We start from the raw sequence: 17,410 nt of genomic DNA, 5'->3' as shown, positions 1-17,410 counted from the left end.
TCGTTGTCGCAACAAGGGAGCAATGATCGATGAGAAATTCAACCTACGAAACGAAGACTACCCTACCGGATAAAGCAGTGCTGGTTAGTCTTGTCACCAATGAAGTCAAGCGGAGTGGAATAGATCCCGAGTATTCGTTAAATGAGCTCGTTCAGTTAGCGGAGACTGCAGGCGTGGAGATTGCAGATGTAATTGTACAGAATAAGGAAACCCCGGATACAAGATGGTTCATCGGAAAAGGGAAGGTGGAAGAACTCCGTGCTGCGATTGATGCGCTGGGTGCCAACACGGCAATTTTCGATCAGGAGCTATCTGGCGCACAGGTGCGCAATCTGGAAGAAACACTTGATGTCAAAATCATTGACAGAACACAGCTCATCCTTGATATTTTTGCCCAGCGAGCCAAGACGCGTGAGGGGATTATTCAGGTTGAGCTTGCACAGCATAGTTATTTGCTGCCTAGGCTATCCGGGCATGGCAAGAATTTGTCTCGTCTTGGTGGCGGCATCGGGACCCGGGGCCCAGGGGAAAGTAAGCTTGAGACGGACCGTAGACACATTCGTAATCGGATTAGTGAGCTGAAGGCACAGCTTGACGAGGTGACCAAACACCGCAAGCTGCACCGGGAACGCCGTAAGGAGAACGGGGTTGTGCAGGTGGCGCTTGTAGGATATACGAATGCAGGCAAATCCACACTTCTCAAGCAGCTCACTGCTGCTGACGTGTATATCGAGAACCAACTCTTCGCTACGCTGGACCCGACTTCCAGGGCTTTGATCCTGCCTAGTGGCAAAGAGGTTGTTTTGACGGATACCGTAGGGTTTATTCAGAATCTTCCCCATGATCTCGTAGCATCCTTCAGGGCGACCTTGGAGGAAGCTAATGAGGCGGATCTGATTCTTCATGTGGTTGACGCTTCCTCAGATACGCGGGATGAGCAGATGAAAGTCGTGGACCGGATCTTGAATGATCTGGGCGCAAGCAGTACCCCACAGGTGGTTCTGTTCAATAAAAAGGATCTTTGCACACCAGAACAGCTGGAGCTACTGCCGGCCGATGAGAATCATATCAAGATAAGTGCTTATGACGATAAAGACTTGGAGAGCATTCGAGAGATCATTCAGGATAAATTAACTGGTGAAACGGTAACTTTCCGCATTCCCGCTGCACGCGGGGATCTCAGCTCTGTAATTTACAGAGTAGGCGAGGTGATCGGGCAGAATTTCGAGGAAGACGATTTGTTGTTCGAGGTTAGGTTAAACCAGGCGGATTATGAGAAGAGCGGCTACTTGTTAAAGGAATATGAAGTGCGTTCATAATCACGGATATATATATGCAACTACAACAGCTAATGGGATAACGAGAGGATAATGGGGATGGCCGTATTTTCAGATCAAGTTATACAGTGGATGGAACTAGCCGAGAAGAAGGTGGATTCAAGGTTCAAGGCGATCGACCGGATTGTCGATGCTAATCAGTGGAAGGTCATTGAAGCATTTCAAAAGCACCAGGTGAGTGACTTTCACTTTGCCGGCTCTACCGGATATGCCTATAACGATCGTGGACGTGAGGTCCTTGATCTTGTCTATGCGGATGTGTTTGGGGCGGAAGCCGCATTAGTGAGGCCGCATTTTGCTTCAGGAACACATTCTATTGCTACAGCCCTGTTTGGTGTACTGAGACCTGGGGATGAACTTTTGTATATTACGGGACGTCCGTACGATACGCTTCACAAGGTGATTGGTAAGCCTGGAGACGGTACCGGGTCCCTTGGGGACTATGGTATCCTTTATAAGGAAGCTGCGCTTCTTGATCATGGCGGTGTGGATTGGGACCAGGTAACCAATTTGATCACGCCAGCCACGAAAGTAATCGGGATCCAGCGTTCACGGGGCTACGATTGGAGAGAGTCATTCAGCATTGACCAGATCGAAGAGATGGTTAAGCGTGTAAAAGAAATTAAGCAGGATGTCATCGTCTTCGTGGATAACTGTTATGGTGAGTTTACAGAAGATCGGGAGCCCACGGAAGTGGGCGCCGATCTAATTGCGGGATCACTCATCAAGAATCCCGGAGGCGGCCTTGCCGAGACAGGAGGTTATATCTGCGGCAAAGCCAAATACGTCGAGCTCGCTGCATATCGGTTAACTGCTCCAGGCATTGGCGGGGAAGTAGGCGCCATGCTGGGTACAACAAGAGGGATCTATCAAGGGCTGTTCCTTGCTCCCACTATTGTTGGACAAGCTGTTAAAGGAAGTGTCATTGCAGCAGCTGTATTTGAACAAGCAGGTTTTGAGAGCAAGCCCGGATGGGATGAACCGAGAACGGATCTAATCCAGGCCATTGCGTTCTCTTCGTCTGCGCACTTGATCGCTTTTGTCCAGGGAATTCAAAGGGCAGCAGCGGTGGACGGTCATGTGGTTCCTGAAGCTTGGGACATGCCTGGTTACGAACACCCTGTCATCATGGCAGCAGGAACCTTTATTCAGGGCGGCAGTCTTGAGTTGTCTGCGGATGCACCTATTCGTGAGCCGTATATTGCTTACATGCAAGGCGGTCTGACCTATTCTCACGTGAAGTACGGGATTCTTACCGCTCTTCAAAATATGATTGATCATAATTTATTGTAAGCATTCCTTACATACGCTTGACACTGTGAGGCAATATGACATAGAATGGGATTATGATTAATTAAGTGGAAGGTTGAGAGCGATGGGTGATGAAATTCGTAGAAATATGGCCTTGTTTCCAATTGGTATCGTAATGAAGCTTACTGATCTATCGGCCCGTCAGATTCGCTATTACGAGCAGCATCAGCTAATCGTACCGGCGAGAACTTCCGGTAATCAACGTCTTTTCTCATTCAATGATGTTGAGCGTTTGCTCGAGATCAAAGCTTTGATTGACAAAGGCGTCAACATTGCGGGGATTAAGCAGGTAATGAATCCGGTGAACAAAGAATCACAGGAAGCTACAGTAATTACGAACGACACTGAGGAGAAACGCAAGGTTTTGACGGACTCACAGCTCTATCGTATGCTCAAGCAGGAACTCGTTACAGGCGGCAAGAGACCAGGTCAGGTATCCCTGATTCAAGGTGAGTTATCACGGTTTTTTAAGCAATAATCATTAAATTTAATCACAAAGGGAGAGGGTAAAGTGAGTTACACTAAAGAAGATATTCTTCGTATTGCCAAGGAAGAAAATGTCCGTTTCATTCGTTTGCAATTTACAGATTTGCTTGGAACCATCAAGAATGTTGAGATTCCTGTAAGTCAGCTGCCTAAAGCACTCGATAACAAAATGATGTTCGACGGATCTTCCATTGAAGGGTATGTCCGCATTGAAGAATCCGATATGTACCTATATCCGGATCTTGAGACTTGGGTCATTTTCCCATGGGTAACTGAAGATCGTGTTGCACGCCTCATTTGTGATGTATATATGCCGGATGGAACACCTTTTGCAGGTGACCCACGCGGAATCTTGAAGCGTAACCTGGCGGAAGCCAAAGAACTTGGCTACACTTCCATGAACGTTGGTCCTGAACCGGAATTCTTCTTGTTCAAGACAGATGAGAAAGGCAACCCTACCATGGAGCTGAATGACCAAGGTGGTTACTTTGACCTTGCACCTACAGACCTTGGGGAGAACTGCCGCCGTGAGATCGTTCTCACTCTTGAAGAAATGGGCTTTGAAATCGAAGCTTCCCACCACGAGGTTGCACCTGGGCAGCACGAAATCGACTTTAAATATGCGGATGCTGTGAAAGCAGCTGACCAAATCCAAACTTTCAAATTGGTAGTAAAAACAATCGCTCGTCAGCATGGACTTCATGCGACATTTATGCCGAAACCATTGTTTGGTGTTAACGGTTCCGGTATGCACTGTCACCAATCCTTATTCAAAGGCGATGTGAACTCTTTCTATGAGGAAAGTGACACTCTGGGTCTTAGCCAAACTGCCCGTTATTACATGGCTGGTATCCTGAAGCACGCTCGTGCTTTTGCAGCGATTACTAACCCTACAGTGAACTCATACAAACGTCTGGTTCCTGGTTACGAAGCGCCTTGTTATGTAGCTTGGTCTTCCAGTAACCGCAGCCCTATGATTCGTATTCCTGCTTCTCGTGGTATGGGAACTCGTGTAGAGGTTCGTAACCCGGATCCGGCTGCTAACCCTTACCTTGCACTAGCTGTTATGCTCAAAGCAGGTCTTGACGGAATTAAGAACGAGATTCCTCTCGTTGATCCAATTGACCGTAACATCTATGTAATGTCCGAGGAAGAGCGTGTGGAAGAAGGAATTCCTAGCCTTCCATCCGATCTGAAGGAAGCTCTTGGAGAGTTGATCCGCAGTGAAGTGGTAACTGAAGCACTTGGTGATCACGCGCTTTCCCACTTCTATGAACTCAAAGAAATCGAGTGGGATATGTTCCGCACACAAGTTCACCAATGGGAACGTGACCAATACATTACTTTGTACTAAGATAGACAGAACCCCTGGCGCATTTAGCGTCAGGGGTTCTTTTTAATTAGAAATTCCAACTAGACATAATATTACTCCAGCTACGATTCCGACGATCCCGCCTAATTGGGCCATAACCAAGTATGCCTCGCTCGGCTCAGAATCTCCTTCAACTTTCCAACCTTCATTAATGTACCAACCCCAGTTAGGCTTAATTAAATGAACTAGACCAAGAGACAAACTTATAATTCCAATAAATAGCAACACGAAGCATTCCCCCTCTTTACATGTACAACGATCTGTCAGGGAAATAGTTCCAGGAATTTATCTTTAGTCTCTTTACTCCAATAAAAGGCACTGCTTTTAATCAGTCATACCGAAGATCGACAGATTTGGCCACTGACGTGTCCATTGTTTCTGAGCGATACGCTGTTCGTAAATCTGTGCTCCGTTCGGTGCGGCCCTAAAGAAGGGGGTTGGCTTCACGCGAAGGTGAACAAGATCTTGAACTCCCCAAGGGGCAGTCAGCAAAACTTCTCCAACCGAGCTTAATGAAATTCCAATTGAAGTAGCTGTCTCGGGAAATTTGGAAATGGCGTCAACACTTGAAAGGTAAGGGGGAAGATTGTTGACCTTGTGCATGCGTGCTTCATTCTTGACAGACCAGGGCAGGCCAGGTCGAAGCTCTGCTAATCTGTGTTCCAGAACCTTCTCGTTCTCTTCATCGAGGTTTGAAGGGTCAAAGTAAATCACATCAATGTCGGCAGCAGGAGTTGGTTCCTGGTAACCATGAAGCACATCCCAAAACTTCGAGCGTACAACACCTGCACAGACCCACCAATCTGGTAAATGTAACTGAGCTGCCGTTCTTAGAATATCCATTAACCACTTATCTTGTTTCACAAGCAGGATTACATCCTCTTCAGTATGTATGATCACTTGAAGCCTCCTCTTTTTAGAACGTATGTTCCAAACATTATAAATCAAAAAATCTTATTGGTATAGAAGATATGACTATCTCTCTTACTCTAGTAGTGGCATACAATATAGTATAACTCTGTTGGACAGGGGGAAGTAAAATGGAATCCAGTGAGCTAACAACCATGGAGAAGCTTTTGCCGCTCGCTGAGAGATATGGTCTGGCGGTTGTGCTTACATTTATCCTGCTCATGATTTTGGTTGTCCTAGTAAGAATGATCATACAAGGAGATTTGGTATCCAGAAGATTGCTAGAGAAGGCAGAAGAGGATCGGGATCGGCTCCAGGCCATTCTGGACAAAGAAAGAGAGGAATTGTGGGAACCGGTACTGGATGTGTTTAAGAGCATCAAGAAAGTGGAGAAGTCTGATGGGAGTGATTCTTCATGTGGTCCAGATGGATCGAAATAATACTACAGCGGCATCGTCGCAAGGAGGCTGACCTGGATCAGGCTTCACGACGTATCGCACTGTCTATAGAACGTTATCGATCTTTATCGCGGGAGATTCAGACGGAGGTAAGAAAGAACCATTTTGCTAAGAACCTTATTTACCGAAGTTCAGACGAAGATTAACAAGAAATAGAAGGTAAGCAGGAGAAATTTGTATTGTTAAAATTGGAAATGTTATACTTTCCTTAACAAGTTAAAAGGAGGATGTCCAAAAGTATATGAAAATGTTAAAAGTGATTACTAGTTACATTCCGGCAATTGCTATTGCATTCGTTCTAAGTCTATTTATCGGTATCTTTGTATTCCAACCCTATAAGGTTGTTGGTCAGTCTATGGAGCCCACTCTTGATGATACACAAAGAGTCTACACTTCCAAGCTTGCTCGGACATTCTCGCATATGCCTGCTTATGGGGATATTGTAGTTATTGACAGCAGGGTGAATCGGGAACGCTCCTTTATGGACAGTGTACTTGAGCACCCATTGATTCAGCTAATTCGTGGCGCCAATGAGGATCACACTTTCTTTATAAAGCGGGTGATCGGGAAGCCAGGGGATGTGATCGAGATCAAGAATCAACAGGTGTACCGGAATGGTGAAGCATTAGTAGAACCTTATATCAAAGAGAAAATGAATCCGTCTGAGGACAGCAAATGGGTAATTCCAGATAATCACATCTTTGTATTAGGAGATAACAGGAATAATAGTAAAGATAGCAGAGAGATTGGACCGATCCCATTCGACCACATCATGGGGATAGAAGAGATTAAATAGTAGACTGAGAGTCAAGAAGAGGATGCCACTAGGCATCCTCTTCTGTCATTATGAATATAAAAGTGTAACTTTAGTGAATGTCACGGAACAAGCCTACGACTTTACCCAGAATGGTAACATGCTTAAGGCGCAGCGGTTCGTACGTAGGGTTCTCTGGCTGTAGCCGGATATGATCTCTTTCCTTATAAAAGGTCTTCACCGTAGCTTCGTCATCCTCTGTCATAGCTACAACGATATCGCCATTCTCAGCAGTCTGCTGCTGACGGACGATAACAAAGTCACCGTTGTGAATACCTGCTTCAATCATACTATCACCCATGACGGAAAGCATGAAAATCTCCTTGTCACCAACGAAATGGTTGGGGAGTGGAAAGTAGTCTTCGATATTCTCTGTGGCTGTAATAGGTACACCCGCAGTGACTTTACCGACCACAGGTACACGTGCAACAGTGTGGGCGAACAGATTATAATTATCCGAATCCTCCTGGCCCAGCAGTTCAATTGCCCGGGGCTTCGTAGGGTCCCTACGAATGAAGCCTTTCTTCTCGAGCCTGTCCAAGTGACCGTGAACTGTCGAGCTGGAAGCTAGTCCAACCGCTTCTCCTATTTCTCTTACAGAAGGGGGGTAGCCCTTCATTCTGACTTCATTTCGTATAAATTCAAGGATCGCCTGTTGACGACTGGATACTTTCGACATATTATATCAACCCCATTTAGTAACGTTTGGAAAAATTATAACATAGAACTACCGTTCGTACAAACGTAAGTTCTAAATCATTGAAAAAATATAGCGAACAATTGTTCTAAAAAACTATTGAACGAAACAAATGTTCGTGTTATATTGATTTCATAAAACAAGAACAAACGTTTGGAGTGAGTGATAATGTTAAGATATTCTACATACCAAAGTATTCATGAAGTAATTCCAACTGAGCCTAATCGAAATAAATTTAATCTGGAAGAGTTTATAACCAGAGCTATATTCGTAAGAGTTGCAGCCCTTGTATTGTTTATTGCTATTACAACAACAGGGATGATTACTGCGTTTGCTTCCTCAGTCGACCATTCCAGTTCTGCTGAACCTCTTCAGGTTGTGGTGCAGCCAGGCGATTCATTATGGAGTATCGCTTCTGCTAATAAGACACCAGACCAAGACATTCGTGACATAATACGTAATATTAAGGAAGAGAACCAACTGACCAGCAGTGAAGTACAAGCTGGGGATGTACTACTCATCCCTTCATATTGATAGAATTTTGGATAAAAGAATCAAGTGCAACTTAGAGAGTTTTTCAAGGATTTCACGCTCCTTGACAAGCTCTTTTTCTCATGTCAAAGTAAGAGTTAATGCCTTAACTGAAGGAGGAGTCTCTTATGGATATCGATAGCTTAGTACAGCGCATTAATGAACTTGCGCGAAAACATAAAGAATCCGGATTGAATGAGGAAGAAACGCTTGAGAGAGCAGAGCTTCGGGAAATCTACTTGCAAAATATCCGCAGGAATTTCCGTCAACAATTGGATTCTATAGAAATTGTAGATAAATAAAACATCCGGCCTTGTGCCGGAAGTACATAATCGGCGTATGAATGTCGCATTGTCGGTGGAATCCCTAAATGATAAGGAGGATATTTCATGAAATACACCTATCTAGGCAAAAGCGGATTGGCCGTATCAAGTCTTTGCTTGGGAACTATGACTTTTGGTGGAACTACGGATGAGAAAGACTCGAAGGAAATGATCCACAGGTTCCTTGATCATGGAGGAAATTTTATTGATACCGCGGATGTCTATACAGGCGGACGGTCAGAGGAAATTGTAGGCAGGAGTATTCATAACCGCAGATCCGAAGTTATTTTGGCTTCCAAGGTCCGTATGCCCACCGAGGGCCATGTGAACGGTCAGGGATCTTCCCGTAAGCATATTATGGACGGCATTGATGCAAGCCTTAAACGTCTTGGAACAGATTACATTGATCTGTATCAGATTCATGTATGGGATCAAGCAACCCCTGTAGAGGAGACGCTTCGTGCTCTGGATGATCTGGTCACATCAGGAAAGGTTCGGTATATTGGCTGCTCGAACTATTTATCCTGGCAGCTGATGAAGAGTCTTGCTGTAAGTGAAGCCAAAGGATACGTCCGCTTCGTATCACTTCAGCAGCAGTATAGTCTGCTTAATCGCGAGGCCGACAGGGAAATGATGTCTTTATGTCTTGAAGAGAATGTAGGGATAATCCCGTGGGCTCCACTTGGCGGTGGATTTCTTACAAATAGGTATAAGCAGGGAGAAAAGCCTACGCAAGGACGATTGAGCGCGGCCAACGGTGGTGAAAGCTCGTGGGAATACCGCGCATCAGAGAAGAATTTTGAAATTCTGGACCAAGTCGTCAAGATTGCAAAAGAAATTGACAGAACTCCTTCACAGGTCGCGCTGAACTGGCTGATGGGTCATAAGGGCATCACCTCACCAATTTTTGGAGCAAGTACGCTTGATCAGTATAATGAGAATATTGGCGCTGTTGACTTCGAGCTTACGGCTGAACACCGCGATCTGCTTGATGAGGTAAGCAGCCTTCCTAGCGAGTATCCTGATCGCTTCATACGGAAATTCAAGAGACAGATTTAACAGCAGATTATCGAGGAGGAAAGAAAGAAGTATGGCGCGTTCATTTGAGAAACAGGTTGAGAAAAACAAACAAAAGTTGTTGATGCAGCAGAAGAAACAGGGAATTCAGCCTGGGAAAATGGGTCTTAGTGGAGAAGGAGAAACATTCAGAGGGCGTAATTTTATTTTACCTTCACTTCTCATTTTGTTCGGGGTGGTTTATGGATCACTCGGCTTCATAGGAGGCGGAAGCGATATTAATTCCTTCTTGTACTGGCTTACAATTGGATTGTATATCCTGCTTGGTGTGATCACCTTTATTAGGAAGCCTTATTTGCGAATTGGGAAAAATGCTTTGTATACTTCCAAGTTTAATCGTGATCGGATGTTGTCAGCTGATAGTATTCAAAAGATCATTCTTAGCGAGGGTGTTGTCACCATAGTTCCTAATGGAAACGCGCAGAAGTGGACATTCCTTCGCTCACGTAACCGATTCAATACAGAGGCAATGGGAGCAAGATTGACCGAATTTGGAAGACTGAACAAAATTACAGTAGAGAATCATTAATAAAAGGGGAATTACAATGTCGATAAAGGCCGTTTGTTTTGATCTTGATGATACACTATTGTGGGATGAGCGTAGTATAGCTGAAGCTTTTGAATTTACATGTAAGACAGCTGCAGAAATTACCGGAGTCAATGCAACACAGTTGGAGGAATCTGTTCGTAAGGAAGCTAGAGCGTTATACGAATCATACGAGACATTTTCTTTCACCAAAATGATCGGAATTAACCCATTTGAAGGCTTGTGGGGGAACTTTAACGCTGGGGATCAGCCTGAATTCCGTGCAATGGAAAAGCTTGCTCCAGTCTATCGTAAGGAATCATGGAATCGTGGGCTGCTTGCCCTAGGCATCAATAATGAGGAGCTCGCCGGACAGCTTGCTGAACAATTCGGTGCAGAACGTCGTTCACGTCCGCATATTTATGAAGAAACTTTTCAAATTCTTAATGATCTGAAGGGACAGGTAAAGCTTCTGCTGCTAACGAACGGCTGTCCTGCACTTCAGCAGGAGAAGCTTGATGGTGTTCCTGAGCTAGCTCCTTACTTTAATGAAATCATTATTTCGGGTTCCTTCGGTAGAGGAAAGCCGGATCCTAGCATTTTTGAACATGCTTTGTCCCTGCTTGGTGTGAAGGCTTCAGAGGCTCTTATGGTTGGCGACAAGCTGACTACGGATATTAAGGGAGCATTAAGTGCAGGCATTCATTCGGTATGGGTGAATCGCGATGGCAAAACCCGGACAGACGAAATCATTCCTGATTACGAGATCAAACATCTTTATGAATTACATGGCATTATTGACAGTCTAGGAGGTAGGGCTAGTTGAGATTATTACGCTTAAGGTATGCTTCAGCGTTAATCAGCTTAGTTCTACTGCTTTCAGGATGTGGGCAGGATACCCATCATGAGGCTAATGAGATGCCGCAACCGATAGAGGTTAAGTTAACCGTTACCCCAACGAGCGTGAAGGTGAATGAGAAAATGTCATTTGAAGCGAAAGTTACCCAAGGTGGGTCAAATGTCGATCAAGCTCAAGAGGTCACTTTCGAATTCTGGAAAGACGGCTCGGAGAAGCACAGCAAAGTTACTGTAACTTCAGCGGGAGATGGGAAGTATGTCATGGTTAAGTCTTTTAGTGAAGCTGGTTCCTATCATGTCATTTCTCATGTAACCGCAGATAGTCAGCACTCGATGCCTTCAGCCGTATTTGATGTGAAATAGAATTGAACGGAAAGCCATAATAAAAAGCTGTTTGCTTCATCTTCAGATGAGGTAAACAGCTTTTTGTTCATATTATAAATTATCTACGTGTTGGCTTTAAATTAAGCCTTTTGGAAAGAAGGATCTTCAAAAGGATGAGCAATCCAGCCATTCTCTTCCACGAACAGACGAATAGCCACTACTTTACGGTCATCAGTCAAAGTGAAAAAGTGCACGGTATTCTCTGGAACGGAGATTAGATCACCTGGCAGCAGGTTCACATCAAAGTAACCAATCTCATCGGATCCTTTGATTACGAAAGTTCCAGCACCTCCGACGATCGCACGAATCTCATCCTCGGTATGGGTGTGAATTTGTTCGAATTTAGCTAGCAATTCTTCAATATTAGGAGTAGCCTCCGAAAGAGTAATGACATCCCAAGTACGGTAGCCGCGGCGTGCAACCAAATCTTTGATCTCAGTATCAAACGTTGCAAGTACTTCAGCCTTTTGATCGTCCGTCAGGGAGAAATTTTCCTGCAAATGTGCTGGCAGTTTGTTGACATCCCAATGTTCGTAAATGACCTCAAATTGATTAAGGAAATTGCGAACGTTCTCTTCACCAGATATAATTTCGTTCGTTTTTCTAATTCTTATTTCCGCCATGGGATTACTCCCCTTTCTTTGATATATAGTTAGAATTATAAAGGATTAAAGATGGTGTGTCGACCCCCTATTTAAGAGGATAACCCGATCTTTTCAAGCGTTTTCAACGAGACTGAAATGAATACAATCCCTTTCCTAAAGCGATTGATTCTGCTACACTTAATTTTAGCGTTTTACAGGGGGGATGAAATCTTGATTAAGCCAAGTCTGCAATCCAGATTGAGAGACAAAATATTGATCCTTGACGGGGCCATGGGAACCATGATTCAACAAGAGGACCTAAAACCCGAAGATTTCGGTGGAGAAGAGCTTGATGGTTGTAATGAAATGCTTGTTCTTACGCGTCCAGATGTCATCTCCCGTATTCATGAGAAATATCTTGAAGCAGGAGCGGACTTAATAGAGACGAATACGTTCGGGGGAGCTTCAGTAGTCCTAGCCGAGTACGATATTCAAGATAAAGCCCGTGAGATTAACCTGGCTGCGGCCAAACTTGCGGTTGATGCTGTTAATAAATATTCTACTCCAGAACATCCGCGTTATGCTGTTGGCGCCATGGGTCCCACGACCAAGACGCTTTCAGTAACGGGGGGCGTTACCTTCGACGAATTAATTTCAAGTTATGAAGAGCAGGCAGTTGCACTGATTGAAGCTGGCGTAGATGCAATGATGTTAGAAACGTCTCAGGATACGTTAAATGTAAAGGCAGGAAGTATCGCAATTCGGCGTGCATATGAAGCTACGGGGATTACTCTGCCTTTAATGATCTCGGGAACCATCGAACCGATGGGAACTACACTTGCTGGACAAAATATTGAAGCGTTCTATGTATCTCTTGAACATTTGAATCCGGTATCGGTCGGACTTAACTGTGCGACGGGTCCAGAGTTCATGCGTGATCATATTCGCACACTTTCGGATATGGCGAATACAGCCATCAGTTGTTATCCCAATGCCGGCCTTCCCGATGAGAATGGGAACTATCACGAATCTCCAGAATCTCTTGCAACCAAGATGGCAGCCTTTGCCGAGAAGGGCTGGCTCAATATTGCGGGGGGCTGCTGTGGAACAACCCCTGAGCACATTTCTGCGATGGCTGAGAAAATGGGGCAGTACGAACCCCGCAAGATGGATGAGGTAACGCATCCTCCGGCTATATCAGGTATTGAACCCGTATATATTGAATCGGACAATCGTCCTTACATGATCGGAGAAAGAACAAATGTACTGGGTTCCAGGAAGTTCAAACGGCTTATAGTTGAAGGGAAGTATGAAGAGGCATCTGAGATAGCTCGTGCTCAAGTGAAGGGCGGTGCCCAGGTTATTGACGTCTGTGTACAGGATCCTGACCGGGATGAGACGGAAGACATCAAGAAGTTCCTTGAGCTGGTCGTTAAGAAAGTCAAGGTGCCTCTGATGATCGATACCACGGACCCAGCAGTGATTGATCTGGCGCTTAAATATTGTCAGGGGAAATCAATAATTAACTCCATTAACCTTGAAGATGGTGAAGAAAAATTCGAGCAGGTTACGCCGATTATTCATAAATACGGGGCGGCTATCGTAGTCGGTACCATTGATGAACGGGGACAGGCTATTACGAGAGAGGACAAGCTGGAAGTAGCTATTCGCTCCCACGATCTGCTTGTAAATAAGTATGGTCTGAATGCCGAAGATATTATTTTTGATCCCCTTGTATTCCCGGTAGGAACCGGGGACGAGCAGTATATTGGCTCCGCTAAGGAGACCATTGAGGGAATTCGTCTGATCAAGGAAGCACTGCCATCATGTCATACCGTCCTCGGGATCAGTAACGTCTCATTCGGTTTACCGGAAGCTGGACGTGAAGTACTGAATTCTGTGTTCTTGTATGAGTGCACGAAAGCTGGCCTAGATTATGCAATTGTGAATACCGAGAAGGTTGAGCGTTATGCTTCTATTCCTGAAGAAGAACGCAAGCTCGCTGAAGAGCTTATCTACAATACCAATGATCAGACACTTGCCTCTTTTGTAGCGGCTTTCCGCAATAAGAAGGTGGAGAAGAAGGAGAAGATCAGCAATCTGTCTCTTGAAGAGAGACTCGCCTCCTATGTGGTAGAAGGAACCAAGGAGGGTCTGCTTCCTGACCTAGAAGAAGCTCTAGGCCGGTATACCGCTCTAGAAGTGATCAACGGGCCCCTCATGGCAGGAATGGAAGAGGTCGGACGGCTGTTTAACAATAACGAGCTGATTGTTGCCGAAGTGCTTCAGAGCGCTGAAGTAATGAAAGCATCCGTTGCTTATCTTGAGCCATTTATGGAGAAGAATGAGTCTTCGGTAAAAGGACGGATTATGCTCGCAACCGTAAAAGGCGATGTCCACGATATCGGCAAAAACCTGGTTGAGATCATCCTTTCCAACAATGGTTATGATATTGTCAATTTGGGCATAAAGGTACCACCGGAACGTATAATTGAAGCTTTCCGTGAGCAAAAAGCCGATGCGATCGGCCTGTCCGGTCTCCTGGTTAAATCCGCTCAACAGATGGTATCGACGGCGCAGGATCTAAGAAATGCTGGAATTGATGTGCCGATCATGGTAGGCGGCGCCGCCTTAACCCGTAAGTTCACGAAGACTCGTATTCGGCCGGAATACAATGGGTTGGTTGTATATGCTAAAGATGCCATGGACGGACTTGATTTGGCCAACAAGCTAATGGATCCGACTTCCAGAGAGAAGATGCGCTTGGAATTTGAAGCAGAGAAAGAAGCAGGGGAGCAGGAGGTTGTTAAGACAGCTCTGCCAGAGCTTACCCGTGCTGTCCGTTCCAATATCTCTCAAGAGGCTCCGGTATATTTGCCGCCAGATCTCGATCGTCATGTAATGAGAAATTATCCAATCAGCCATATTATTCCTTACGTAAATATGCAGATGCTTCTGGGTCATCACCTAGGGCTTAGAGGCTCGGTTGAGCAGCTGCTCGCATCCCATGATCCTAAAGCTGTTGAACTGAAAGAAACGGTAGATCAAGTGCTTCATGAGGCATTGACGAATGAGATTATTCAGGCACATGCCATTTACAGATTCTTCCCGGCTCAGTCCAGCGGGAATGATATCTTGATCTACGATCCAGAGGATCACAGCAAGGTGCTCAAGACCTTTAGTTTCCCGCGTCAAAGAGTGGAACCTCATTTGTGCTTGTCTGACTTTTTGAAGAGTGTAGACAGCGGCGTTATGGATTATGTCGGCTTTATGGTCGTCACTGCAGGACACGGAGTAAGGCAATTGTCAGAAGAGTGGAAAAATAAAGGCGATTACCTACGTTCTCATGTTGTCCAGGCTACAGCCCTTGAGATTGCAGAAGGATTGGCTGAACGCGTACACCATATTATGAGAGACAGCTGGGGCTTCCCGGATCCTGCTGACATGACCATGAAACAGCGTCATGGTGCAAGATATCAAGGAATCCGGGTATCCTTCGGATATCCAGCATGTCCTGATCTAGAGCTTCAGGAGCCGCTGTTCGATCTGATTAAGCCCGAAGATATTGGTGTTGAACTTACGGAAGGGTTTATGATGGAGCCAGAGGCATCAGTATCAGCCCTCGTCTTCGCCCATCCGGAAGCACAATATTTCAACGTAGAGAAGGCTTAAGTTACAATACAATAGAGATGGCCGCAAAATCCTCCGGGTAACGGGGGATTTTTGCTACATTAGCAATTAACCAAGTATAGGGAAGAAGGTTGAGAAGATGGAACTTTACTTCATGGGAACCAATGCAGGTGTCCCTTCGCTGCAGCGTAATGTCACTTCCCTGGCCTTGCGTATGCTCGAAGAGAGAAGGTCATTTTGGCTATTCGATTGCGGGGAGGGGACTCAGCATCAGGTACTCCGGTCACCTCTAAAGCTGAGTAAGCTGGAGAAAATATTCATTACTCATCTGCATGGTGATCATTTGTTTGGTCTTCCGGGTCTCCTATCAAGCCGTTCTTATCAGGGGGGAGACACCCCGCTTGTACTGTATGGACCTAAAGGGCTTGAACAATATGTAAGAATGTCACTGGGAATCAGTGAGTCACATATTAATTATGAGCTCATTGTGAAGGAGCATAGCGGGGGCCTGATATTCGAAGATGAAACTTTCCGCGTGGAGTCTGCTCTGCTAGAACATCGCATCGATAGCTACGGTTATCGGGTTACGGAGCTGGATAAACCTGGCCGCCTCGACTTTGAGGCTCTTACAAAGCTAGGGGTTAAGCCTGGGCCACTTTATGGAAAGCTCAAGAGAGGGGAGAGTATCGAGACAGGATCGGGAACGGTCCACGCCAAGGATGTGCTGGGGGTACCCAAAAAAGGCAGAATTATAACCATCCTTGGGGATACTAGACCCTGCTCGGCGGCAATTCAGCTTGCAAAGGACGCTGATCTGCTTGTCCACGAGGCTACTTTTTTACATGAACTTGCTGAGACTGCATATAACTATCACCATAGTACAGCTGTTCAGGCTGCCCAGACAGCTTCTGCCGCACACGCCAAAGAACTGGTGCTCACTCACTTCAGTTCCCGTTACAAGGACGATGAACAGCTTGGGCTGCTGCTAGATGAAGCTCGTGTGATATTCCCTAATACAAGGCTCGCCAAAGAACATGAACTTGTAGTTGTAGCCCGGGATGAACAGCTTTAGGCAGGAAATACCGTGAATTATTTTCCGGGAAAGCGCAGGAAATGACATCGGGCTGCAAAGTTTTTCGTTGTCCCAATGTAAATAGTCTCAACCTTCGATAGAGTTCGACGCAAATAGGTTAGGTCTCCAGCGGAAAGCGGGAAATTAATGAATTTGCCCGCACCGCCTCTTTCTTTTACAATGGGATTAGAAATGGGAAAGAACTAAGGGAGAGAACCCACTTGAATGAAGCCTGGAAAGCTTTTTTGATCGATTTGGATGGTACACTTTATCATGGAACACAGATGATTCCAGGGGCTGACGAGCTAATCCGGGAGTTTAACGATAGAGGCATCCCACTGCTGTTTGTCACTAATAATTCATCGAGGACACCCGAAGATGTAGCCGCGCATTTAAGCGGAATGGGAATTCCGGCGGTCGCCGATCAGGTGTGTACCTCAGCTGTAGCGGCCGCTCAATATATTGCTGAGACCGCACCAGGAAGCCGAGTGGCTGCAGTTGGTGAACAGGGTCTTAGAATCGCTCTGGAACAAGCGGGATTACAGCTTACCAATGAGTATCCCGATTATGTGGTCCAAGGCATTGACCGCTCATTTACATATGAAAAATTGACCGAGGCTGCCCGCTGGATTCTCGGCGGCGCCAAGTATATTTTAACGAATCCGGATCTGCTGTTACCTTCTCAGGATGGTCTGCTTCCCGGTGCAGGGACTCTATCCGCAGCAATCAAGGCTGCAACCGGTGCTGACCCTATTGTGATCGGCAAGCCTTCGGGCATATTGATGAAATTTGCTATAGATCGTCTCGGATTACGGCCGGAAGATGTAGCGGTTATCGGAGATAATATGCTCACTGATATTACAGCAGGAGTAAAGGCAGGGTGCGGGTCGATTCTGACATTAACCGGAGTTACCACACCGGACAATTTGGATACATTCCTGTCAAGTACAGGTGTGAAGCCTGACATGATCTGCTCAGATCTCCATGAACTCAGACAGCTGATTACAAGATGAGAGTCGAATAACGAAGGGAAGATGCACA

The 17,410-nt window shown here is 45.6% G+C and carries 20 protein-coding genes; 16 read left to right on the top strand and 4 right to left on the bottom strand.

Going from position 1 to position 17,410, the window contains the following annotated elements:
- The first annotated feature begins 29 nt into the window (after positions 1–29).
- From hflX to glnA, 4 genes are all read left to right on the top strand, one after another.
- Positions 30–1,319 carry a GTPase HflX gene (hflX, locus tag EJP77_RS02935; protein WP_127197666.1) on the top strand — a complete coding sequence of 430 codons (1,290 nt, stop codon included), beginning with the start codon at positions 30–32 and terminating at the stop codon, positions 1,317–1,319.
- A gap of 57 nt (positions 1,320–1,376) precedes the next feature.
- Positions 1,377–2,630, top strand: coding sequence for a methionine gamma-lyase family protein (locus tag EJP77_RS02930; RefSeq protein ID WP_127197665.1), 1,254 nt, complete (start codon positions 1,377–1,379; stop codon positions 2,628–2,630).
- Positions 2,631–2,712: 82 nt separating this feature from the next.
- Positions 2,713–3,126 carry a MerR family transcriptional regulator gene (locus EJP77_RS02925; RefSeq protein ID WP_127197664.1) on the top strand — a complete coding sequence of 138 codons (414 nt, stop codon included), beginning with the start codon at positions 2,713–2,715 and terminating at the stop codon, positions 3,124–3,126.
- Between the two features lie 33 nt (positions 3,127–3,159).
- The gene (gene glnA, locus EJP77_RS02920; protein WP_127197663.1) at positions 3,160–4,488 is read left to right on the top strand and encodes a type I glutamate--ammonia ligase; all 1,329 of its coding nucleotides are present in this window, start codon (positions 3,160–3,162) and stop codon (positions 4,486–4,488) included.
- Between the two features lie 42 nt (positions 4,489–4,530).
- Here glnA and EJP77_RS21070 read toward each other — a convergent pair whose 3' ends face one another.
- Positions 4,531–4,734 (bottom strand): DUF6199 family natural product biosynthesis protein, encoded by a 204-nt coding sequence (locus EJP77_RS21070; RefSeq protein WP_425464219.1) that lies wholly within the window; start codon positions 4,732–4,734, stop codon positions 4,531–4,533.
- Between the two features lie 96 nt (positions 4,735–4,830).
- A complete protein-coding gene (locus EJP77_RS02915) occupies positions 4,831–5,406 on the bottom strand; it encodes a nucleotidyltransferase family protein (protein ID WP_127197662.1) in 576 nt (191 codons plus the stop codon).
- Positions 5,407–5,546: 140 nt separating this feature from the next.
- Between EJP77_RS02915 and EJP77_RS02910 the strand changes: the two genes are divergently transcribed.
- The 3 genes from EJP77_RS02910 to lepB all read left to right on the top strand — a co-directional run bounded on the left by EJP77_RS02910 (position 5,547) and on the right by lepB (position 6,669).
- Complete coding sequence (locus tag EJP77_RS02910) at positions 5,547–5,855, top strand: pilus assembly PilX N-terminal domain-containing protein (protein ID WP_127197661.1); 309 nt, start codon at positions 5,547–5,549, stop codon at positions 5,853–5,855.
- Positions 5,831–6,019, top strand: a complete 189-nt coding sequence (locus EJP77_RS02905) for a hypothetical protein (RefSeq protein ID WP_127197660.1) — start codon at positions 5,831–5,833, stop codon at positions 6,017–6,019. The genes EJP77_RS02910 and EJP77_RS02905 overlap by 25 nt, the downstream gene beginning before the upstream one ends.
- 95 nt (positions 6,020–6,114) lie before the next feature.
- Positions 6,115–6,669, top strand: a complete 555-nt coding sequence (gene lepB, locus EJP77_RS02900; protein WP_127197659.1) for a signal peptidase I — start codon at positions 6,115–6,117, stop codon at positions 6,667–6,669.
- A 70-nt stretch (positions 6,670–6,739) separates the two neighbouring features.
- Here lepB and lexA read toward each other — a convergent pair whose 3' ends face one another.
- Entirely contained in the window at positions 6,740–7,366 is a 627-nt protein-coding gene (gene lexA, locus EJP77_RS02895; protein ID WP_127197658.1) for a transcriptional repressor LexA, read from the bottom strand.
- 186 nt (positions 7,367–7,552) lie between these two features.
- On the opposite strand from lexA, the gene EJP77_RS02890 reads away from it, so the two are divergent.
- From EJP77_RS02890 to EJP77_RS02865, 6 genes are all read left to right on the top strand, one after another.
- On the top strand, positions 7,553–7,918 hold the full coding sequence (locus tag EJP77_RS02890) for a LysM peptidoglycan-binding domain-containing protein (RefSeq protein ID WP_127197657.1): 366 nt from the start codon (positions 7,553–7,555) through the stop codon (positions 7,916–7,918).
- 125 nt (positions 7,919–8,043) lie between these two features.
- Positions 8,044–8,217, top strand: a complete 174-nt coding sequence (locus EJP77_RS02885; RefSeq protein WP_127197656.1) for a DUF896 domain-containing protein — start codon at positions 8,044–8,046, stop codon at positions 8,215–8,217.
- A gap of 87 nt (positions 8,218–8,304) precedes the next feature.
- Positions 8,305–9,297, top strand: a complete 993-nt coding sequence (locus tag EJP77_RS02880) for an aldo/keto reductase (RefSeq protein WP_127197655.1) — start codon at positions 8,305–8,307, stop codon at positions 9,295–9,297.
- A gap of 31 nt (positions 9,298–9,328) precedes the next feature.
- Positions 9,329–9,844, top strand: coding sequence for a hypothetical protein (locus EJP77_RS02875; RefSeq protein WP_127197654.1), 516 nt, complete (start codon positions 9,329–9,331; stop codon positions 9,842–9,844).
- A gap of 16 nt (positions 9,845–9,860) precedes the next feature.
- Positions 9,861–10,667, top strand: a complete 807-nt coding sequence (locus EJP77_RS02870; RefSeq protein ID WP_127197653.1) for an HAD family hydrolase — start codon at positions 9,861–9,863, stop codon at positions 10,665–10,667.
- Positions 10,664–11,062: a FixH family protein gene (locus EJP77_RS02865; protein ID WP_246021648.1), complete on the top strand. Its 399-nt coding sequence runs from the start codon at positions 10,664–10,666 to the stop codon at positions 11,060–11,062. The genes EJP77_RS02870 and EJP77_RS02865 overlap by 4 nt, the downstream gene beginning before the upstream one ends.
- Positions 11,063–11,163: 101 nt before the next feature.
- Here the strand turns inward: EJP77_RS02865 and EJP77_RS02860 are convergent, their stop codons facing one another.
- Positions 11,164–11,706, bottom strand: a complete 543-nt coding sequence (locus EJP77_RS02860) for an acireductone dioxygenase (RefSeq protein WP_127197652.1) — start codon at positions 11,704–11,706, stop codon at positions 11,164–11,166.
- Positions 11,707–11,898: 192 nt separating this feature from the next.
- Here EJP77_RS02860 and metH point away from each other — a divergent pair, with 192 nt between their 5' ends.
- The 3 genes from metH to EJP77_RS02845 all read left to right on the top strand — a co-directional run bounded on the left by metH (position 11,899) and on the right by EJP77_RS02845 (position 17,382).
- Positions 11,899–15,339 (top strand): methionine synthase, encoded by a 3,441-nt coding sequence (metH, locus tag EJP77_RS02855; protein ID WP_127197651.1) that lies wholly within the window; start codon positions 11,899–11,901, stop codon positions 15,337–15,339.
- Between the two features lie 97 nt (positions 15,340–15,436).
- Entirely contained in the window at positions 15,437–16,369 is a 933-nt protein-coding gene (rnz, locus tag EJP77_RS02850; RefSeq protein ID WP_127197650.1) for a ribonuclease Z, read from the top strand.
- Positions 16,370–16,590: 221 nt separating this feature from the next.
- A complete protein-coding gene (locus EJP77_RS02845) occupies positions 16,591–17,382 on the top strand; it encodes a TIGR01457 family HAD-type hydrolase (protein WP_127197649.1) in 792 nt (263 codons plus the stop codon).
- The last annotated feature ends 28 nt before the right edge of the window (positions 17,383–17,410 follow it).

Origin of the sequence: Paenibacillus zeisoli (assembly GCF_003994465.1) — a bacterium.
Lineage (GTDB): Bacteria > Bacillota > Bacilli > Paenibacillales > Paenibacillaceae > Fontibacillus > Fontibacillus zeisoli.
Note: the sequence above shows the minus strand (reverse complement) of the source record. Positions and strands in the feature narration are given on the sequence as shown.